Annotated in this window: 17 protein-coding genes; 10 read left to right on the top strand and 7 right to left on the bottom strand. The window is 71.1% G+C overall.

Annotation, left to right across the window (positions count from 1 at the left end; genetic code table 11):
* Positions 1-14 precede the first annotated feature (14 nt).
* From AB2U09_RS11260 to AB2U09_RS11235, 6 genes are all read left to right on the top strand, one after another.
* The gene (locus AB2U09_RS11260) at positions 15-872 is read left to right on the top strand and encodes a pantoate kinase (protein WP_459192811.1); all 858 of its coding nucleotides are present in this window, start codon (positions 15-17) and stop codon (positions 870-872) included.
* A gap of 188 nt (positions 873-1060) precedes the next feature.
* Positions 1061-1327 (top strand): UPF0058 family protein, encoded by a 267-nt coding sequence (locus AB2U09_RS11255; RefSeq protein WP_459192810.1) that lies wholly within the window; start codon positions 1061-1063, stop codon positions 1325-1327.
* A 77-nt stretch (positions 1328-1404) separates the two neighbouring features.
* Positions 1405-2121: a helix-turn-helix domain-containing protein gene (locus AB2U09_RS11250; RefSeq protein ID WP_459192809.1), complete on the top strand. Its 717-nt coding sequence runs from the start codon at positions 1405-1407 to the stop codon at positions 2119-2121.
* Between the two features lie 94 nt (positions 2122-2215).
* Positions 2216-2980: a 4-phosphopantoate--beta-alanine ligase gene (locus tag AB2U09_RS11245; RefSeq protein ID WP_459192808.1), complete on the top strand. Its 765-nt coding sequence runs from the start codon at positions 2216-2218 to the stop codon at positions 2978-2980.
* Between the two features lie 26 nt (positions 2981-3006).
* Positions 3007-3960 carry a M48 family metallopeptidase gene (locus tag AB2U09_RS11240; protein ID WP_459192807.1) on the top strand — a complete coding sequence of 318 codons (954 nt, stop codon included), beginning with the start codon at positions 3007-3009 and terminating at the stop codon, positions 3958-3960.
* Between the two features lie 74 nt (positions 3961-4034).
* On the top strand, positions 4035-6590 hold the full coding sequence (locus tag AB2U09_RS11235; RefSeq protein ID WP_459192806.1) for an AAA family ATPase: 2556 nt from the start codon (positions 4035-4037) through the stop codon (positions 6588-6590).
* Between the two features lie 48 nt (positions 6591-6638).
* On the opposite strand, the gene hutH is transcribed toward AB2U09_RS11235, so the two are convergent.
* The 6 genes from hutH to AB2U09_RS11205 form a co-directional block, all read right to left on the bottom strand.
* Complete coding sequence (gene hutH / locus AB2U09_RS11230; RefSeq protein WP_459192805.1) at positions 6639-8246, bottom strand: histidine ammonia-lyase; 1608 nt, start codon at positions 8244-8246, stop codon at positions 6639-6641.
* Complete coding sequence (gene hutI / locus AB2U09_RS11225) at positions 8239-9564, bottom strand: imidazolonepropionase (RefSeq protein ID WP_459192804.1); 1326 nt, start codon at positions 9562-9564, stop codon at positions 8239-8241. Before hutI ends, hutH begins: the two co-directional genes overlap by 8 nt.
* The gene (locus AB2U09_RS11220) at positions 9557-10702 is read right to left on the bottom strand and encodes an agmatinase family protein (protein WP_459192803.1); all 1146 of its coding nucleotides are present in this window, start codon (positions 10700-10702) and stop codon (positions 9557-9559) included. The genes hutI and AB2U09_RS11220 overlap by 8 nt, the downstream gene beginning before the upstream one ends.
* Positions 10695-12485, bottom strand: coding sequence for a urocanate hydratase (hutU, locus tag AB2U09_RS11215; RefSeq protein ID WP_459192802.1), 1791 nt, complete (start codon positions 12483-12485; stop codon positions 10695-10697). Before hutU ends, AB2U09_RS11220 begins: the two co-directional genes overlap by 8 nt.
* A 67-nt stretch (positions 12486-12552) precedes the next feature.
* Positions 12553-13920, bottom strand: coding sequence for a hypothetical protein (locus AB2U09_RS11210; protein WP_459192801.1), 1368 nt, complete (start codon positions 13918-13920; stop codon positions 12553-12555).
* Between the two features lie 85 nt (positions 13921-14005).
* On the bottom strand, positions 14006-14929 hold the full coding sequence (locus AB2U09_RS11205; protein ID WP_459192800.1) for a thiamine-phosphate synthase family protein: 924 nt from the start codon (positions 14927-14929) through the stop codon (positions 14006-14008).
* Positions 14930-15083: 154 nt separating this feature from the next.
* On the opposite strand from AB2U09_RS11205, the gene AB2U09_RS11200 reads away from it, so the two are divergent.
* The 4 genes from AB2U09_RS11200 to AB2U09_RS11185 all read left to right on the top strand — a co-directional run bounded on the left by AB2U09_RS11200 (position 15084) and on the right by AB2U09_RS11185 (position 19124).
* Complete coding sequence (locus AB2U09_RS11200; RefSeq protein WP_459192799.1) at positions 15084-16016, top strand: sulfide-dependent adenosine diphosphate thiazole synthase; 933 nt, start codon at positions 15084-15086, stop codon at positions 16014-16016.
* 412 nt (positions 16017-16428) lie between these two features.
* Positions 16429-16593 (top strand): hypothetical protein, encoded by a 165-nt coding sequence (locus tag AB2U09_RS11195; RefSeq protein ID WP_459192798.1) that lies wholly within the window; start codon positions 16429-16431, stop codon positions 16591-16593.
* A gap of 45 nt (positions 16594-16638) precedes the next feature.
* Positions 16639-17925 carry an outer membrane protein assembly factor BamB family protein gene (locus tag AB2U09_RS11190; protein WP_459192797.1) on the top strand — a complete coding sequence of 429 codons (1287 nt, stop codon included), beginning with the start codon at positions 16639-16641 and terminating at the stop codon, positions 17923-17925.
* Positions 17922-19124 (top strand): outer membrane protein assembly factor BamB family protein, encoded by a 1203-nt coding sequence (locus tag AB2U09_RS11185; RefSeq protein ID WP_459192796.1) that lies wholly within the window; start codon positions 17922-17924, stop codon positions 19122-19124. The genes AB2U09_RS11190 and AB2U09_RS11185 overlap by 4 nt, the downstream gene beginning before the upstream one ends.
* A 24-nt stretch (positions 19125-19148) precedes the next feature.
* Here AB2U09_RS11185 and AB2U09_RS11180 read toward each other — a convergent pair whose 3' ends face one another.
* Positions 19149-20735 carry a SagB/ThcOx family dehydrogenase gene (locus AB2U09_RS11180; protein WP_459192795.1) on the bottom strand — a complete coding sequence of 529 codons (1587 nt, stop codon included), beginning with the start codon at positions 20733-20735 and terminating at the stop codon, positions 19149-19151.
* Between the last annotated feature and the right edge of the window lie 71 nt (positions 20736-20806).

The raw sequence follows: 20806 nt of genomic DNA, 5'->3' as shown, positions 1-20806 counted from the left end.
CCGACGATGAGACAATGACAGCGGTGGCACGGGCGTTCGTCCCGGGACACGTGACGGGCTTTTTCACCGTCGACCGGGGCGAGGACCCGACGAAGACCGGATCGCGCGGGGCGGGACTCGCCATCTCGGAAGGGGTGACCGTCACCGTGCGACCGGGGGACGAGCGCGAGACGGTGCTGAACGGCGAGACCGTCGAGATTGGGGCCGTCGAGCGCGTCCTCGACGCGCTGGAGGCGACCGTCCAGGTCCGAGCCGTGACCGACCTCCCCATCGGCTCGGGGTTCGGCGTCTCGGGCGCGACGGCGCTCGGGGCGGCACTGACGACCAACGACGTCCTCGACCGGCGGCTGTCGACGTACGAACTGGCGACGATCGCTCACGGCGCGGAGGTTCAGGCGGGCACCGGCCTCGGCGACGTGGTGGCGCAACTCCACGGTGGCGTGCCGATCCGGCTGGAACCGGGTAGTCCCCAGCACAACAAGATGGACGCGGTCCCGGCGCGCTCGCGCGTCGAGTTCCAGACGTTCGGCGAGCTATCGACGAGCGACGTCATCGACGGCGACACGGACGCGCTCTCGACGGCGGGCGAACAGGCGCTGTCGCGAGTCGTCCGCGAGCCGACGCTGTCGACCTTCGTCGAGGCGTCGCGGCAGTTCTCGCGAGAGGCGGACCTGCTCTCCGACCGCGTGTACGAAGTGATAACAGACGTGGCCGAGGCCGACGGCGAGGCGCTGATGGGGATGCTCGGCGAGACCGTCGTCGCGCTCGGGACGGGACTGACCGACGCCGGCTACGATCCGACGGTCTGCCGGATCGATCCCACAGGGGCGACGCTGCTGGATCCCCCGGGCGACCGCACGCTTCCGGAGTAGGAGCCCCCTACTCGGAAACGCCGGGTGACCGTACTATTCAGGTATTCGTTTTTCGTCCCTGTACCCGTAAGTCGTGTGTGGGTCGGCGGCACGGTTCCGCGCCGGTCCGTCGTCTCCCGGAACTCTCCCACACCCCAGACCCCACGCCCTGCCCGGGGCTGTTCTCCCGGGCGTTCCACGACACACCCATGCGTAAACGAGAAGCACTCTACCTGCACGCGCTCCTCGCGCTCGTCCGCGAGGACTTCGAGTACAACCGCGACCTGCCGGTCGACGAGTTCGACGAGTACGAGGGCCTGAGCGTCCGTCCGACCGGGATACACCGGCCGAAGGACGCACACGAGCGAGCGGTGTTCGCACTCGCCCCGCAACTGGGTGAGATCGCCGACAGCGCAGCCGGCGACGAACGCCCGTCCCTCGACGCCGATCGCGGCACGAACCAGTATGCGGAGTGACCCCCGGCGTGGGCGGTCACGCCCGTTTCGCCCGTCACAAGATACAAACCACGACAGTTGATAGCATGAGTGATACGATGGGACGGTTAGACGCACAGCCGACCGAACTCGAGTTCCGGGTGAGCAGCGCGGAGTACCCGTTCGTCAGCGGTTCGGAGACGGGTTCGTGTCGGTGCGTGCTCCGCGAACTGCTTCCCCGGTCGGGCGGCGAGTACCTCGCGTTCTTCGAGGTGCTCGGGGCCTCGCCAGCGGTCGTCGAGACCATCTCGGAGACCGAACCCGTCGTCGAGCGGCTGGTCGACCGGCACACCGACAACGGCGTCGTCGTCTTTCGGGTCGAGGACCCCTCGGAGTGCGTCGCGAGCACGCTGGCCGACCAGGAGGCGTTCATCCGGGACCTGTGGGCCAGGGACGGGAGCGGCCGCGCCGTCGCCGAGGTGATGCCGTCGCGAGACGCCGGCGCGGTCGTGGAGTCGGTCCTCGACGAACACCCGTCGGTCGATCTGGTCGCGAAACGGGACCGACCGCGGGACGGCCCGCTGTTTCTCAGACAGCACGTGCAGGACGTCCTCGCCAAACGACTCACCGACCGCCAGCGGGAAGTGCTGGTGACGGCGTACCGGACCGGCTACTTCGAGCGTCCCCGGGAGACGACCGGTACCGAGGTGGCCGCCCGGCTCGACATCTCCCCGTCGACGTTCTCACAGCACCTCCGCGCCGCCCAGCGCAAGCTCCTCGCCGCGCTGTTCGAGGACGGTTCTCCCGGCGGTGGCCACCGCATCGCCGTCGAGTGACGCCCTTTTCCGTGCCTGCTCCCCGATCGGCAAGCGGCCGCAGTCGCCGTCCGGAAGCGTCGGCTTTTCCTCGCTCGCCCGCGAGCCACATCGCATGACCGACGCCGAGATCCCGGAGAGTCACCCCCGGTACGAGTCGCTGCTGACCCGCCACCGGATCGAAGAGGGCGTCGACAAGGGGATCACCTCCCGGCAGGGCCTCATCGCACAGGGCCGCGGCGAGGCCTTCGACTACCTGCTCGGCGAGCGGACGCTCCCCTCGGCCGACGCGGCCGAGCGGGCCGCGGCCGCCCACCTCCTGCTCGCGGAGCACCCGGTGATCTCCGTGAACGGCAACGTGGCGGCGCTCGTCCCCGGCGAGTCGGTCGAACTCGCCGAAGCGACGCACGCGGACCTGGAGGTCAACCTGTTCAACCGCACCGAGGAGCGGATGGAAGCCATCGCCGACCACCTCCGGGAGCACGGCGCCGAGGACGTGAAGGGGCTGACCGCCGACGGGCGCATCCCGGGGCTGGACCACGAGCGCGCGAAGGTCGACGCCGACGGCATCGGCGCGGCCGACGTGGTTGTCGTCCCGCTGGAGGACGGCGACCGCGCCGAGGCGCTCGGCGAGATGGGGAAGGTCGAAATCGTGATCGACCTCAACCCCCTCTCGCGGTCCGCGCAGGCCGCCGACGTGCCGATCGTCGACAACGTGATCCGCGCGGTCCCGGGGATCACCGAGCACGCTCGCGATCTGGCCGACGCCGACCGCGAGACGCTCGAAGCGATCGTCGCCGACTTCGACCCCGAGGAAGCGCTCGCGGCCGCCGAGCGGGCGATCCGCGACGGCGACGACGCTGACGCGGCCGAAGATTGACAACCGGCCACGGCTAAGCGCCGCTCGTGACGGTCCCCGCTCTCTCCCCGCTCCTCGCGCTCCCGGCGACGCGCGCGCCGCTCGATACCGGTCTCGTCCCGACCGGCGTCGTCGGGCACACGCCGACGATCTGGTACGGTGAGGCCGTCGTTCTCGCCGTCGCAGCGGTGCTGATCGGACTGACGGCCCGGGACGTGCTGGACGGTCCGGACGCGGCGCCGTCGACGGGCGGGTTCGAGCACCCCCGGGAGTGGCTGCGGGCGGAGCGACTCGTCGATCTGGTACCGGTCGTCGCGACGCTCGCGCTGTCCGTGCTGGTGTGGACGGAGCCGCTCGACGTGTGGCTGTGGGGCGTGGCGGCGCTGTTCGCGGGGACGCTCGCGCTCGCACCGCTCGTTCACGGACGACGGCTCGCCGCCCGTCCACCGACCGACGGGGAACGGCGGCGCCTGACGGCTGCGGGGGTCGATCCCGACGGGGCCGTTCGCGTCGTCGAGACGGCGACGCCGACCCACCGGAACGGCTACAGTATCGGCGGCCCGCTGTCCGGAGCGGTCGGCGTGAGCCGGGCGGCGGTCGAGACGCTCCCGCCGTCGCAGCTCGCGGCGGTCGTTGCCCACGAGCGGGGCCACCTGGCGGGCCGACACGTCCTCGTCCGGTCGCTCGTGAGCGCCGGCTGGCTGTTCGCGGGCGCGGCGGCCATCACGGCGGTCTTCTCGACCACGACGCCGGCGGCCACGGTCACGCTCGCCGGGTGGCTACTCGGTGAGCGAGTCGTCGCCGTTCTCGTGGGCCGGGCCACCGAGTATCGGGCCGATGCCTACGCCGCCCGCCACACCTCGCCCGCGGCCGTCGCGGCGCTCCTGCGGACGCTCGACGGCGGCGGCCACCCGTCCGCGGCCGACCGGCTCCGCGGGCTGGTCTCGCCCCACCCGTCGTTCGAGCGCCGGATCGACGCCGTCGAATCGCTGTCGGCGTAGCGGTCGGAAAGATTCATACGCCTGTCCGTGACACTCGACTGTAATGACGCTCGCACGTGGCGGGGTGGCCTGACGTGATCCCGGAACGGTTCGCCTTCGACCGGCGGCTCCCCGACGAGGAGACGGTCCGGCAGGCGCTGGAAGAGCGGGCGGTCACGCCCTTCGGACCGGGGGAGCGACTCGACCGGCTCCACAGGGTGCTCTATCCGGCCTTCCGTATCGAGTTCGAGTACGAGGCGTCGGAGTTGCTGTCTCTGGGGTCGAGCGCGGAGACGGCGACGACGCTCGTCGACGGGCTGGTCGAGGGCAACGACCGGTTCGTCCACGAGTACGTCGACGGCACCGACGACCCGGTGACGGTCGACCCCGACGAGTTCGACCTCGGCGCCGAGCACCCGTCGCTTGGGACGACAGTGATGCTGGAGTTCCAGGCGACAAACGACCGGGCGGAGAGCGTACTGGTCGAGCGGCTGATCGACTACCGCGAGCGGCGCGCGGCGGCGGGCGAGGAGGCCGCGGCGGTCTTCCTCAACAAGCTCCGGGACGCCCACGGCCTGCCGAACGACTTCGACCCCGACGGCGGTATCGACGTGACCGGCGTGAGCCGCGTCTACCTGCCCTTCTGGCTGGCGGAGTTCCGCGTAGACAGCGCCGATCACGCCTACCTCGTCTCCTTCCGCGACGAGGACGACGCCGACGTCGAGCATCCGGACGGCTGGGTGGCCGAGTGGGTCTCCGGCGACCCGACGGTCGTCGGCGAGTACGGTTACCACGTCGACCTCGACCGGGTCCAGCGGGCCGCCGACGCCGCCGAGGAATCGGGCGACAGCGGGCCCGCGGGTGGCTCCGAGACGAACCACGCGGGAGGCCCCGATCCGGTCGGTTCTGCCGGACGCGGCGGAAGCGGGGGCACAGCGGCCGACGGATCGAACGAGGTCGTCCAGCCCGACGGCGTCGAGATGGACGCCGAGTCGCTGGTCGACCCCTCGCCCGACCACGGCTTCGGCGAGGTCGGCGGGATGGGCGAGTTGAAGGAGACCCTCCGGCACAAGGTCGTACGGCCCGTCACCGACCCCGAGCGGTTCGCCGCCTACGGGCTCGGCGTCGTCAACGGCGTGTTGCTGCACGGCCCGCCGGGCTGCGGGAAGACGTACGTGACCCGCGCGCTCGCCGGCGAACTCGGCCACGCGTTCGTGGAGGTCTCGCCCGCCGACGTGACGAGCAAGTACATGGGCGAACCGGCCCAGAAGATAGCCGACGTCTTCGAGATCGCCCGCGCGAACGCGCCGTGTCTCCTCTTCGTCGACGAGATCGACGGGATCGCCGGCGACCGCGGCGGCGAGACCGACATGAACTCCAGCGAGCAGCAACTGGTCAACCAGCTGCTCACGGAACTGGAGTCGCTCGACGACCACGACGTGGTCGTGGTGGGTGCGACGAACCTGCTCGAAGACGTCGATCCCGCGATCCGGCGGTCGGGTCGGTTCGACGAGCGCGTGGAGGTGCCGCCGCCAGACGCCGAGGCGCGGCGGGCCATCCTCGACCTGCACCTCGCGGGGCGGCCGACCGCCGACGGCCTCGATCTGGCACCGATCGTCGATCAGACGGTCGGCTACGCGGCGAGCGACGTCGAGCTGATCGCCGAGAACGCCGCCCGCGCGGCGCTGCGCGACGAGGAACCGATCGGCCAGCGTCACCTCGAAACCGGGCTCGAAGAGACCGACTCGAGCATCGGCGACTGGGTCGGCGTCTCCCACAAGGAAGGCGCTCACATCGTCCAGCCGGACGGCGTCGACCTGTCGGCCCACTCGCTGGTGACCGTCGACGTCGACCAGACGTTCGACGACGTCGGCGGGATGGCGGACCTAGAATCGCGGCTGCGCGAGACGGTGATCGACCCGCTGGAGAACCCTGAGACCTACGAGCGTTACGACATCGACGTGCTCTCGGGACTCCTCCTGTACGGCCCGCCGGGCTGCGGGAAGACCCACGTGACCCGCGCGCTAGCGGGCGAACTCGGTCACGCGTTCGTGGAGGTCTCGCCGGCCGACCTGACGAGCAAGTGGATGGGCAAGCCAGAGCAGAACGTCGCAGACCTGTTCGAGATCGCCCGCGCGAACGCGCCGTGTCTCCTCTTCGTCGACGAGATCGACGCCGTCGCCGGGTCGCGCGGCGACCTGCAGTCCGGCCAGCAGGGGATGGTCAACCAGCTGCTGACCGAACTCGAATCGCTGGAAGACGACGACGTTGTGGTAGTGGGCGCGACCAATCTCCTCGAAGACGTCGATCAGGCGATCCGGCGGTCGGGTCGGTTCGACGAGCGCGTGGAGGTGCCACCGCCGGACGCCGAGGCGCGGCGGGCCATCCTCGACCTGCACCTCGACCACCGGCCGGTCGCCGACGAGGTCGACTGGGACCGGATCGTCGAGGGGACCGAGGGGTACGCCGCCAGCGACATCGAACTCCTCGCGGAGAACGCGGCCCGCAACGCCCTGCAGAACGGGGATGAAATTCGAACCGAACACCTCGACACCGCGCTGTTCGAGACCCAGTCGAGCCTGCGCAACTGGGCGGACGGCGACCGCTACGACGCCAGCGATATCGGCTCGAACCTCCGCTTCTCGGACTGAGCCACCTCGATCGTCCGTCGCGCTATCGGCTGTTCTCGCCGTTTGGTCTCACGCCAGCGGTTCCTCCAGCGCCTCGGCGACCCGCGATTCGAGCGTGCCCGAGGCGACCAGATCAGCGGCGGTCTCCATCTCGCCGGCGAGCGGGCGGTCGTCCTCGAGCGGCGGGACACGCTCGCGGACCGCCTCGTAGGCCGCGCCGCTGCCCCGACCCGGCGCGAGGTCGTCGTCGACGAACTCGGCGGCCTGGGCGCCGCAGAGCAGTTCGATCCCGAGGACGCGCCCGACGCGCTCGGCCACGTCGCGGGCCTGGAACGCCGAGGTGGCGCTCATGCTGACGTGGTCCTCCTGGTTGCCGCTGACAGGGGTGTTGTCGGTGGCCGGCCGGCCCGCCCCGCGGCACTCGTTGACGAGCGCAGCGGCGGTGTACTGGGCGATCATGTAGCCCGAGCGGACGCCGGGATCGGGCGTGAGGAAAGGCGGCAGGTGAGCTTCCTGCGTGTTCGGGTTGAGCATGCGGTCGACGCGGCGCTCGCTGATCGCAGCGAGGTCGGTCAGCGCGCTGGCGACGTAGTCGAGGCGGTGGGCGAGCGGCGCACCGTGGAAGTTGCCGCCCGAGAGGACGGCCGCGCGGTCGGTGCCGCTGGCGCGCGTGGCCGCGGCCGCAGTGCCAACGTCCTCGCCGGGATCGGCCACCGTCTCCCGCGGGAACACCAGCGGGTTGTCGGTCGCGCTGTTGAGCTCCGTCTCGACGGCCTCGCGGAGGTGGGCGACGGCGTCGCGGACGGCGCCGTGGACCTGCGGGAGACACCGCGTCGAGTAGGCGTCCTGCACGCGGTCGCAGTTGCGATGGGAGTCGACGATCTCGGAGTCGGCGGTCAGCCGGCGGACGTTCGCCGCGCTCTCGGTCTGGCCGTCGTGAGGCCGGGCCGCCTGGATCGCGGGGTGGCTCGGCACCGTGGAACTCATCGTCACCTCGGTCGTGAGCGCGCCCGCGACGTCGGCCGCGCGGACGAGCCGCTCGGCGTCCGCGACCAGCAGCGCGCCGAGTCCGACCGACAGCTGCGTCCCGTTGATGAGTGCCAGTCCCTCCTTGGCGCGCAGCGTGAGCGGTTCGAGGTCCGCGCGGACCAGCGCCTCCTCGCCGCCGAAGCGTTCGTCACCGATCTCGGCCTCTCCTTCGCCGAGGAGGACGATTGTCGCGTGGGCCAGCGGCGCGAGATCGCCGCTCGCGCCGAGGCTGCCGGTGCGCGGGACGACCGGTGTGACCCCCGCGTTGAGCATCGCGACGAGGTGGTCGACCACGACCTCCCGGACGCCCGAGTAGCCCTTGACGAGCGCGTTGACGCGGGCGACGAGCATCGCGCGGACGGCCTCGGCGGGGAGTTCTTCACCGGCGCCGGCGCTGTGGCTGCGCAGCAGGTTGGTCTGGAGCGTCTCGACCTCCTCGCGGGGGATGCGCTCGTCGACGAGTTCGCCGAAGCCCGTGTTGACGCCGTAGACCGCCTCGTCGCTGTCGAGCACGTCCTCGACGCGCTCGCGGGAGGCACGGACTGCCTCGCGGGCGTCCTCGGCGATGGAGACCGCTGCTCCCTCGCGGGCGACCGCAGCCACCTCCGCCGGCGTCAGCGACTCGCCGTCGAGGACGACTTCACTCATCCGTGGTCCCTCCGGGCTCGTCGCCCGGGCCGTCCCGCGGCGACTCGCCGAGCTCGCCGACCCACTCGGGACCGACGACCGGGCGACCGGCCTTCAGCACGGTCGCGACGCGGTTGATCCCGTAGCTGTAGGGGACGTGGACGTGCGACGGCGCGTCGAGGACGACCAGATCCGCGGGCGCGCCCTCGCGGATGACTCCCAGGTCGGGGCGGTCGAGGGCGCGGGCCCCGTTGCGGGTGCCGGCGACGAGCGCTTGCGCCGGTGTGAGTCCCATCTCGACGCAGGCGAGCGCGGAGGCGAAGGCCATGCTCTGGGAGTGGCAGTTCGGGTTGAAGTCGGTGGCGACGGCGACCGGCGCGCCCGCCTCGACCATCGCCCGCCCGTCCGCGTAGTCGGCGCCGAGGCCGAAGGCGGTCCCCGGCAGGAGGACGGGGGTCACGTCCGCGTCGATCAGGGCCTGCACGTCCTCGTCGGTGGCGTGTAGCAGGTGGTCGGCGCTCGCCGCGCCCACCTCCGCGGCGAGTTTCGTCCCGCCGCGGTGGGCGAGTTCCTCCGCGTGGACCTTCGGCGTGAGGCCGCGCTCGGCGCCGGCTTCGAGGACGCGCCGGGACTGCTCGACCGTGAACGCGCCCTCGTCGCAGAACACGTCGCAGAACTCGGCGACGCCCTGCGCTTCGACGGCGGGGAGCTGTTCGGAGACCACGCGCTCGACGTAGTCGTCGGCATCGGCTGCCGCGCCGTCTCCATCGTAGTCCCGCGGGACCGCGTGGGCGCCCAGGAACGTCGGGACGACGTCGACCGGGTGGCGGTCGTCGGCGCGGTCGACGACGTCCAGCATCCGCAGTTCGGTCTCGGTGTCGAGGCCGTAGCCCGACTTCACCTCGACCGTCGTGGTGCCGTGGGCGACCATCACGTCGAGCTGGTCGAGCAAGTTGTCCAGCAGTTGCTCGTCGCTCGCGGCGCGGGTCGCGCGGACGGTGCGGTGGATGCCGCCCCCCGCGGCGAGCAGTTCGCCGTAGGTCGTTCCCTGAAGTTTCGCCTCGAACTCGTCCGAGCGGTCGCCGGCGAACAGGGCGTGGGTGTGCGAATCGACGTAGCCCGGGATCACCGCTCGGCCGTGGGCATCGACAGTGTGGGTCGCGTTCTCCGCGGGGTACTCGCGGGTCACTTCTTCGGTCGGCCCGACGGCAGTGATCTCGCCGTCGACGACCGCGACGGCTGCGTCCTCGACGATGCCGGCGGGGTCGTCACTCCGGAGGTCGCCCGTGGCCGTCGCGAGTTCGGCGGCGCCACGGACGACGGCGGTGAGGTCACCCATCGAGCGCCCCCCGACGCGAGTGGCGACCCTTCGGCGCGGCGAGGCTGGCGAGGAAGTGCGCGACGACCCGCGCGGCGGCGTCGGTCGTCCGGCCGGTCTCGTCCAGCGGCGGCGCGCACTCGACGACTTCGAACCCGGCGACGCGGCCGTGGGTCGCGACGTGTTCGAGCAGCCGGTACAGTTCCCGCGTCGTGAGGCCGCCGGGCGTCGGCGCGCTGACCCCCGGCGCGGCGGCGGCGTCAAGTACGTCCACGTCGACGCTGACGTAGATGGCGTCCACGTCCCCCAGCGAGGCGATGGCGTCGTCCATCGCGTCGATCGGCGCGTCGACCAGATCTTGGGGGGTGAACACGCGCCCGCCCTGCTCGTGGAGGTAGTCGTGGTACGCGGTCGAAGTCTCGAAGTTCCGGGCGCCGAGGACCGCGAGGGCGTCCAGCCCGTCGTCGTGGAGCTGGCGGTACGGCGTCCCGCTCGTCGGCCCGGTCTCCTCGCGGACTTCCCGGCAGTCGAGGTGGGCGTCGAAGCTGAGGACGCCGAGGGACCCCTGCTCCAGCAGCGGCGCCGCGTTCGGGTAGGTCAGCGAGTTGTCGCCGCCGAGGAAGACGGGGACGACGCCCCGACCATAGAGGTCGCTCGTCACCGCGCGGACTCGTTCCTGGACCGTCTCGACGGCCGGTTCTCGGTCCCTGTCGTCGACCGGGACGTCCTCGCCGTCAGTTTCTCCCGGGGTCCCGTCCGCGGACCCGTCGCCGTCCGGCAGCGCAACGTCGCCCAGATCACCGAGACCGACGCCCGGCCCGACCGGGCCGTGGATCCGCTCGTGTGGGACGTTCTCGCCGTCCTCGTCGGCGGGGTCGCCCGCGACCGAGATGGGGCCCAGGTCGACGTGGTGGGTCTTCGTTGCGGCGAGCGACTCGCGGATCGCGGCCGGCCCCTCGGCCGCGCCGCTGCGGCCGATCACCGCGCCGTCGTAGGGCTCGCCGACGATCACGGCCCCGTACTCGTCGAGGGCGTCGAGCGTCGCCGGTTCGACCACGTCGCCGAACTGCTCGTCGTTCGGGTCGGCGGAGGGACCCGTCCACTCGGGCGGCGCCGTGAGGGAACCCGTCGACCGGTCCTCCGCGGCGTCCTCACTCATCGCGGTCCTCCATCGGGATCGGGATATCCGAATCGCGGGCCTGCTCGCTGGCACGCTCGTAGCCCGCGTCGGCGTGGCGGACGACGCCCATCCCGGGGTCGGTCGTGAAGACGCGTCGGGCCTTCTCGGCGGCCAGATCGGACCCGTCGAGGACGACGTGGTTGTTTGTATGCAGCGCGTTCCCGATGCCGACGCCGCCGCCGTCGTGGACGGAGACGATGTCCGCGCCGGCCGCGCAGTTCAGCAAGGCGTTGAGGATCGGCCAGTCGGCGACGGCGTCCGAGCCGTCCTTCATGTCCTCCGTCTCGCGGAACGGGGAGGCGACGCTGCCCGCGTCGAGGTGGTCCCGCGTCACCGCGACCGGCGCCGCGATCTCGCCATCGGCGACGAGGTCGTTGATCCGCAGGGCGAAGCGGGCGCGCTCGGTGACTCCCTGCTCGTCGGTCTCCGCGCCCAGCCAGCACACGCGCGACGGGAGCCCCTGGAAGGACACCTGTTCCTGCGCGAGCTCGATCCAGCGGTGCAGCGCCTCCTTCCCGGGGAACAGCTCTTTGACGGCCTCGTCGGTGCGGTGGATGTCAGCGGGTTCGCCCGACAGCGCCACCCAGCGGAACGGGCCCTTGCCCTCGCAGAACAGCGGGCGGACGTAGGCGGGGACGAACCCCGGATAGTCGAAGGCGTCGCGTTCGCGGGCGGTGGCGCCCGAGAGCGGCCACGGCCGCTCGCCGTCGCCGTTGCCCCGCTCGGCGCGGTAGTCGGCGACCTGCCCGCGGATGTTGTTGCCGTACTCGACCGCCACGGCGCCGCGTTCCTGCAACTCCAGGATGCCGTCGACGTGCCGCTCCATCGTGTCGAGGCTCTCCCGTTCGTACCGTTCGGGGTCATCGTCGCGGAGGGCGTCGGCCTCGGATACTGTGTAGCCCGACGGGTAGTATCCCTCCAGCGCGTCGTGGGCGGCGGTCTGGTCGGTGATCACGTCGGGGACGAACCCCCGTTCCAGCATCGCTTCGAGCATGTCGGCGGCGTTCACGTGGACGCCGACCGAGTAGCGCTCGCCCGCCTCGGCGGCCTCCTCGGCGCGCGCGATCGCCTCGTCGAGGTCGTCGGTCTTCTCCTCGCAGTAGCCGGTCGCGATTCGGCGGTCGATGCGGGCCTCGTCGACCTCGGCGGCGATGCAGACGCCCTCGTTCATCGTCACCGCGAGCGGCTGGGCGCCGCCCATCCCACCGAGGCCTCCGGTAACGACGATCCGACCTCGGAGACTCCCGTCGAAGTGCTGGCGGGCGGCCTCGGCGAGCGTCTCGTAGGTCCCCTGGATGATCCCCTGCGTGCCGATGTAGGCCCACGAGCCGGCGGTCATCTGGCCGTACATGATGAGCCCCCGCGCCTCGAGTTCGTGGAAGTGCTCCCAGTTGTCCCACTTGCCGACGAGGTTGGAGTTGGCGATGAGGACGCGTGGCGCTCGCTCGTGGGTCTCGAAGCGCCCGACGGGTTTGCCCGACTGGATGAGCAGCGTCTCGGTGTCACCGAGGTCGCGCAGTTCCGCGAGAATGGCGTCGTAGGCGTCCCACGAGCGGGCGGCGCGGCCGGTCCCGCCGTAGACGACCAGATCCTCCGGCCGCTCGGCGACCTCCGGGTCGAGGTTGTTGTTGAGCATCCGGAGGGCGGCCTCCTGGCGCCACCCCTCGCACTCGATGTCGGTCCCCGTCGACGCCCCCTGATACGAGCGCCACTGGTCGCTCGGCTCGCCGACCGCGGCGCTGTCGGTCGTCTGCTGTGCCATGCGGTGGCTTGGGGCGAGACGGACAAAAGGACGGTGGCGCTCGCGCCGCCAGCCCGCGGTCGGCCGACTACGGGACGGCGACGGTGACGTTCCCGGCGGTCCCGTCGGCTGTCGCGTTCCCGACGAACGACTCGGGCCCCGCGAAGACGACGACGGTCTCCTCGCCGACCCGGGTCGACTCGAGTTCGGCCGCGTTCCGTGATTCGAGAGTTGCTTCGAGCTTCGCAATCGCCCCGGCGAGTTCGTCGGCGTCAGCGGCCGAATCCATTCGGAGTGCCCAGACGACGCCCGTCGTCCCGTTCCGGTCGAGTTCGACCAGTCGGTCGGCGCCCCATCCGGTCGCGGAAGTATCGACGCGGTCGGCCGGCAGGCCGGTCCTGAGCCACGACCTGAGGCGGAGTTCGCCCTCGCGCTCTTCGTCTTCGACCGACCAGCGTTCGTTGCCGACGACGGTGACGTCGAGGTCTCGTACCGGTTCGTCGCTGGGCTCCAGTCCGTGGATCAGCTGCTCCGTAGTCTCGGGGGGCGCCCGGTAAATGTCCGACAGTTCGGCGGGAGAGTCGAGTCGCTGTGCGACGTACTGTCCACCCATGGCGTACCAGCCGGCGGGCCCGCGGGTGGGGCCGGGGACGTGCTCGTAGAGGCACTCGCGGACACCGATCGGCGTCTCGCCGTTCCACCGCGTGTCGTAGCGCCGCGCGTACTCGTCGGCGACGTAGACGGCGCTCCCCTCGCTGAGAGCCTGGGAGAGGTCGTACGAACCGAGCTCGGAGAGCCGGTCGTAGCCCGTCACGTTCGGCTGGAGGCGATGGACGAACTCGTGGACGAGGACCAGTTCGACCGCCGAATCCGACAGAGTTCCGGGAGTGATGGTAATCGAGTCGCCCACGCTGGACGCCGGGAAGAACGTCCCACAGTCGGAAACCGACTTCGAGTCCGTTCTCCTCGAGAATCCCAGGGTCGTGTCCACCTCACCGAGGTACCCCTCCGAGAAGTTGACCCGCTCACGGTCGGCGACTTCGACCGTCGGTGCCGGGGCGTCTGTGCCCATCAGCCGCTCGACCCGGCGGTACACCTCCGTCGCGTCGACCGGGAGCGTCCCGTTTTTCACGACGACTCGATCGCTCTCGCCGACGCCGTCGGTGGCCTCGTCGGGCGACTCCGTGGACGGAGGCGCGGAGGGAGAAGACGGCGTCTTCTCGGCGGTGAGCGTCCCCGTCCGGGCCTCCGGTGCAGTGGTCGTGTCCGTCGTCTCCGGCGCGCTGGTCGCTGTCGGTGTCTCGACTGCGGTGGTGGCGTCGGTCGGTGTCGATTCCGTGAGCGTCGTGTTTGTCGCGGGCGAACTCGTCGCATCGGGGCCGGACAGCGCAGAACAGCCGGCGAGAACGAGCAGCCCCGCGAGGAGGGTAGTCGCGATCGCGGTTCGTCGAGCCATCGATCGCCTCTGGATTGGCCTGATTAGAAACGTTTCCGTTAGCCGAGACGTGCGTCGAAGCCATCCCACCGTCGCGGCTCCGCCCTCACTCGTCGGCCGCTTCGACCAGTTCGACCGCGAGCGCCGCGGCCTCGGCGGCCGTCTCGCCGAAGACGTAGCAGACGGGCTCGATGCCGAACGCCCCTTCGTGGTAGATCACTCGCGGGACGCCCCCTCGCTCGCGGAAGCGCTCGCGCAGGCGTTCGCCGCGGGCCTCGTAATCGGCGTCGAACGCCATCGGTTCGATCCCGCGCTCACGCGCGGCAGCCAGTAGCGCCTCGGAGGTCGCGAGGTTGAGCGCCCCTCTGACCTCCGGGTCGACGGCCATCGCCGCGCGGATCGTCTCGGCGACGCGCTGTGAGGCGCCGAACTCGGGGTCCGAGGGAACCATGATCCGGCCGTTGACGGCCTGGAGCCGGCCGGGGACTGCAGCGACGTCCGTCGCGTCGGCGGCCCCCGGAACGGCGGTCCCGACGTTGGTTCCCACGTTCGGGATGTCCGCGGCCATCTCCGGCGTGTTCGAGATCCGGCGGGACGCGCGGCGGACGGCCGCGAGTGCTTCGCGTTCGGCGAGGACGGCGTCATCGGTCCCGCGGACGCAGAGATCGCAGCCCAGCCCCTCCAGCGCGGGCATCTCCTCCTCGTGGACCGCGCAGATGGGGCCGCGATCCTCGAAGGCGCGAATCAGGTCCAGCAGTTCGGCGAGCGCCTCGTAGCCGTCCATCGAGCCGTCGGCGAACCCGTCGGCGATCCGCTCGACCGTCGCCTGGAACCGCTCGTCGTCGGCGAAGCGGTCCTCGACGCTCACGTCCCCGCGGAGGTACTTGCTGACCGCCGCCTGCGTCAGGCCGAGGCGGTCGGCGACCTCCTTCTGGGTGAACCCGCGGTCGTGCAACTCGGCGGCCAACAGCGTCCGGGCGGTCGGCAGGAACCGCTCGACCACGATCTCGCTCGGCAGCCGCAGCGACATACGCCCCGCTTGTCCCGGTCGCGGTATAAGTCCGTTGTACAACGCCGATTCATCGGTCGCGGCGAGACCGCCGAATCACCGCGCCCGAATCGTCTGTTGTACAACCGGGTTATAGCGAAAGACGTTTTACCACCAACTGTTAACACCGAGTAATATGAGCCAGGAAGGCTTCGATAAGTTCAGCGACGTCGGCGAAGCGGAAGTCACTCGAGCGATCGGTCAGGAGTGGACCGAGGAGTTCATGGACTTCTCGGACTCGGACGTCATCATCGTCGGCGGGGGCCCCTCGGGGCTGATGGCCGCGAAGGAGCTCGCCGAGCGCGGCGTGCAGGTGATGGTCGTCGAGAAGAACAACTACCTCGGAGGCGGCTTCTGGCTGGGCGGGTTCCTCATGAACAAGGTCACCGTCCGTGACCCCGCACAGCAGGTCCTCGACGAACTCGAGGTCGACCACAAACAGTCCAAGGACAGCGAGGGGCTCTACGTCGCCAACGGGCCGGAGGCCTGTTCCGGCCTCATCAAGGCCGCCTGCGACGCCGGCGCGAAGATGCAGAACATGACGGAGTTCACCGACATCGTGATCCGCGAGGACCACCGCGTCGGCGGCATCGTCATGAACTGGACGCCGGTCCACGCCCTGCCCCGCGAGATCACCTGCGTCGACCCCATCGCCGTCGAGGCGGACCTGGTCATCGACGCCACCGGCCACGAGGCCATGGCCGTCAAGAAGCTCGACGAGCGCGGCGTCCTGAACGCGCCGGGCCTCGAAGAGGAAGCCAGCGGCATGGACTCGACGGGTGACGACACCTACGGCGCCCCCGGCCACGACTCGCCCGGCCACGACTCGATGTGGGTCGGCGAGAGCGAGGACGCCGTCGTCGAGCACACCGGCCTTGCCCACGACGGCCTCGTCGTCACCGGCATGGCCACCGCGACGACCTACGGCCTGCCGCGCATGGGCCCGACGTTCGGCGCCATGCTCGTCTCCGGCAAGCGCGCGGCGCAGGTCGCGCTGGACGAACTCGACGTCGACGCCGACCCCGTCGACCTGACGAGCCGCGACGCCGCGACGCCCGCCGACGACTGAAACCGACGATTAACTGTTTTTGGCGCGCGCTGTCGAGCGTGTCCGAGCACTGTGAGGACCGCTCGAAATAGTCGTGCGAGGGATGAGCGAGCCAGCGGCGAGCGAATCGGCTGGGGAGGCGTGTGGCCGTCTGCGGTACTGTGCGAGGCGGTTGCCGTCGCGGCCGCGGTGTCGTCCCTGGTGGACTGAAAGGGCGAGGCGGACTCGCGTGCAGTTCAGTCGTCTGAGCGACCCCTACCCGAAGCGGCCGCAGGCCGCGAGGGTATGTCGCTCAGCGACCGCGAGCGCGCCGAGGGCTTTCAACTCCGAGTAATTCCAGCGGTACCAGTCATTCCCAGCGAGCGTGCCGAGAGCTTTCGACGGCGCCTTCGTCGACAGACATTCCCGCCCCGAACACCACAGGCGGATCAGCGTGACCGACGAGACCGAATACTGTCGACTGTGCGGGGCGCAACTCCAGCAGAACCTCGCCGCCACGAACAGCCGGCAGTGCTGTCTCAACGCGACGCCCATCGCCGGCATCTGCCCGGACCACGGACCGGTCGGACCGCATCACGCGACGACCGATCCGACGTGACAGCCAGACCAAAAGAGGTTTTCCGCGACCCGCGAATGACGGCGTATGGTCCGCCGTCGAACGGTCCTCGCGACCGTCGGGACGGCGGCGATCGGATCGTTCGCCGGCTGCGCCGGTGACGACTGCTCGCCCTCCGCGCCCGACACCGACCCACCCTCCGGATGGCCCCAGCCCGGTCTCGACGCAGCCAAGACCGGCCGTGCGACAGACAGCGGTCCGGCCGCCGAGCCGGAGCCCGTCGAGTGGGAGCTCTGGGAGTACCCCCCCGACGAACAGACGGGTTCTGGGACTCCGCCCGTCGTCGCTGACGGCCGCGCGTTCGTCGCGACCGGTCGGCCGAACTGGCGCGTCGAGGATCCACCGGGCCGGCTCTACGCGCTCGAACGGACGAGCGACGCGCCGGTCTGGACGGCCTCACTTCCGGACAGCGTGGGCGGGGGGCCGATCGTCGCCGGCGACGCCGTCGTCGTGACGACGGTCGGTGGCGACGTCGTCGCGTTTGACCGCGAGAGCGGCGACGAACTGTGGACGGCGTCGGCCCCGCGGGCGCTGGGCGCTCCCACGGTCGCCGGCGACCACCTCTACGTCGGCGACGACAGCGGTCGACTCGTGATCGTCGACCTGGCCGCGGAACGCCGGTGTGGCCGCCGGTCCCCGCTGTCCCTGGGGGAAGGGTTCCTCGGGACGGACCGGACGACCGTGACCGCGCCGGCCGTCGACGGTTCGACGGCGTATCTCGCGCTGGACGTCCGGGACGTCAGCGATTACGAAGAGCGGACCGTGAAAATCGTCGCGCTCGACCTCGAAACCGGTGACGTCGAGTGGCGCTACGAGGCCCGCGCTCACGGACGGATTCGGTCGCCCGCAGTCGTCGACGGCGTCGTCTACGCTCCCATCGGGAACGCGCTGCACGCTATCGACGCCGCCGACGGGACGCGCGAGTGGCGGTTCGCGACCGGGTACGAAGGGACGAGTCGGCCGGCCGTGGCGGACGGGACCGTGTACGTCAGCGCGAAGAACGTGTACGCGCTGGACGCGGCCACCGGCACGGAGCGGTGGCGGCTGGTCAACCGGGCCGAACTGGACGGATTCACGGACCGGAACCCCCGCCAGGACGCACCCGTCGTCACCGCCGACCGGGTCTACGTCGGTCTCGGGGCGCTCGACGCTGCGACCGGCGACCCGCTGTGGGGCGAGTTCGGCGAGCACGCCGAGTCCGAGTACTTCGGATACGACGATCAGATCGGGAACGTCGCTCACGAGGGGGCGGCCGTCGCGGGCGGTGCGATGGTCGCGACAGTAAGCAGCGGACGGGTGGTGTGGTTCGAATGAGGCGTCGCGCGTTTCTGGCGGCGGCGGGGACGGCGCTCGTCGCGGGCTGCGGGAGCCGGTTCGGCGGGAACCGGTTCGGTGGGGGCAGCGATTGCTCGGTCGACGGCGACCGCAATCCGGGCGATCCGGAGTGGCCGACAGCGACCGGCGACCGGCGGAACACGCGGTCGGTTCCCCGGGATGCCATGCCGGAGCCGCCGCTTTCGGTCGAGTGGACGATGCGGGTCGGGGGTCACATCGGCGGCGCACAGCCGACCGTCGCCGACGGAACCGTCTACACGACGGACAAGTATGCGACGCTGTACGCGGTCGACGCGGCGACCGGCGAGGGGACGTGGACCGCCGGCATCGAAGATCCGAGCGTCCCGGTCGTCGGCGAGGACGTCGTCGCCGTCGCCGGGTCGACGGACACGCTCGTCGCGTTCGAGCGCGAGAGCGGCGACCGGCGATGGCGGACCGGCGTCGATGCCGATCTCGGTCTCAGGGAGTCCCGGCCGACGGTCACGGAGGGCGCGGTGCTCGTCCCGACGCGGACCGGTCTCCGGGCGTACGACCTCTCGACGGGCGAGCGACGCTGGCGCTACGACATCGGACTCCGCGTCGGCCGCCACCCGGCCGTCGTCGACGGAACCGTGTACGCGGCCGGCGGGGACGCGTACCTCCACGCCGTCGACCTCGAAACCGGCGAGCGAGCCTGGTGGGCGAAGACGCCGGGGCCGCTCGAGACCGCTCCCGCCGTGGTCGACGGGACCGTCTACACTGCGGGGACCGACGGCGCAGTCCTCGCGCTGGACGCGGCAACGGGTGAGCGAGTCTGGGCTGGGTCGGTCGACGACGACCTCGAGCGGCTGGCGGTCGACGGCGGCCACGTCTACGTGGCGAGCGACGGCGCGATGTACGCCTTCCGTGCCGACGACGGCGAGCGGTGCTGGCGATTCGGCAAGATGGACCTGACGCACTCCGGAGGGGTCGCCGCGAGTCCGGACCACCTCTACCTGACGAGCGGTAACGACGGCGAGATCGGCGACGAGACGCTCGTCGCGCTCGACCCGGAAAGCGGCGACGTCGACTGGCGCCACGACGGGGGCGACTACCGGTTCACCGCGGGACCGGCGGTCGTCGACGGCGCCGTCTACGCGGGGGGCGTCGCATCCGGTGGAGAGATGGACCCCGGCATCGCGCTCTTCAAACTCTCCTGAGGCGGAGCGCTCGACCCGGCGCTCTCACGCCGGGTTGCCGAACGCGAACAGCGTCATCGGCGTCTGTCCGTCGGCGTGCGGCGAGAGGTACTCGGCCACCTCGCCGTCGAAGAAGGTGAACCCGCGCCCGCCGAGTCCGAGGTGGGCGTAGGTGGCGAGGTAGAGTCGGCCCAGCGCGACCCCCGCCTCCAGTTGCGCGAGCCGATACCCCCGATTGCCGAACTCCTCGACGACGGCGTCGACGTCCGCCACGAGGTACACGTTCACGGCCGCGTCGCCCACGACCGACTGCCCGAGCGCGAGGTGGCCGGCGGTCTCCCGGTCGGTGTCGCCGACTCGCTCCAGTTCGTCGTCGCCGGGGTGGTACTCGTAAACGCCCTGGTCGATCCCCTCGACGGCGTGGACGAGGCAGTAGCAGTCGACCAGGCCGTCGAGGTCGCCGGCGAAGGCGTCGGCTGGGACGCCGCGGAGCGCCCGGTCGAGGACGGTCGCGAACTTCCGGGCGCTGATGGGGTCGTGGCTGTAGTCCCGGCAGGAGCCGCGCCGGTCGATGGTGTTCCCGACCGGACGCGCCGAGGCTGTCTCCGCGTCGACCGGGTCGAGCTGGACGCGGTCGCCGCTGTCGTCCGGACGCGCGCCGAGCGAGGCGTCCGCGACTTCCGCGGTGAACCGCTCGCGCCACGCCGCCGCGGCCGCGCCGTCGTCGAGCCGGCTCTGGCGCCAGGCGTCGGGGACGAGCGGGTAGTCGACCGGGTCGTCCGAGAGCGGCCGCTCCTCGGGGTCGATCGGGTCGAGTTCGGCCGAGTTCGGCGCGGCGGTCGCATCAGGCGAATCCGTCGTGTTCGGCGACTCGCGCTGGCCGGGCATCGGCGACTCCGATCCGACGGGAACGAGTTCCAGCGGCGCCTCCTCGTGGGGGTCGAGGCCGAGCAGGTCGACGACGGGGTCGTCGGCGAAGCCCGCGACGACTTCCGCCCGATGGCCGCTCCCGTGGGCGACCGCGAGCAGGTTCGCGAGGATCGTGCCGGAGTCCCAGAAGGCGTGGCGGTAGGTGCGCTCGCGGTACTTCCAGGCGTTGCGCCACCACTGGGAGGTTGCGACGAACGTGACCGGCGCCTCCGCGACGCCCGCGTGGTCGCCGCTGGCGTCCGCGAGCACGGGTCGGAAGTCGCCCTCCCGGAGCACGTCGAACTCGCCGGAGCGGGGGTCGAAGTGGTAGACCGCCGGGTCGAACCCGCCGCACTCGCCGGTGACGGCGTACAGGTCGACGTGGTAGAGCTTCCCCGTGCAGGCGGCCGCCCGGAACGACATCGACTGCCCCTGGATCTCCAGTTCCTTCGTGACCCCCGCGGCGTAGTGACAGAGCGTCCGGATGTCGGGATCTCCCGACGGATTCGCCGTCCCGTCGGGCGGTTCGGGATCGGTTGCCGCTACGGCGGCGAGCGCGGGCGTCTCGGGCTGGTCGGGGTCGCCGTCGGGCGAGAACCGGGGGAGGTCCTCGTAGACCTTGTAGGGGCGGGGCTGGTTCGACCGGTCGAGCCGGAAGGACTCCTCGCGGAGTTTTTCTGGGGAGTGGTTCGTCCGGTCGTGGTACTCGCGGGCGTCGACCATGCCGGCCGTTCGGCCGGTCGGAACTAACCCCTTGGGGCGGCGTGGGGATCGAGGTCACGGGGCCGCACGAG

Source organism: Halosimplex yunnanense (assembly GCF_054504345.1).
Note: the sequence above shows the minus strand (reverse complement) of the source record. Positions and strands in the feature narration are given on the sequence as shown.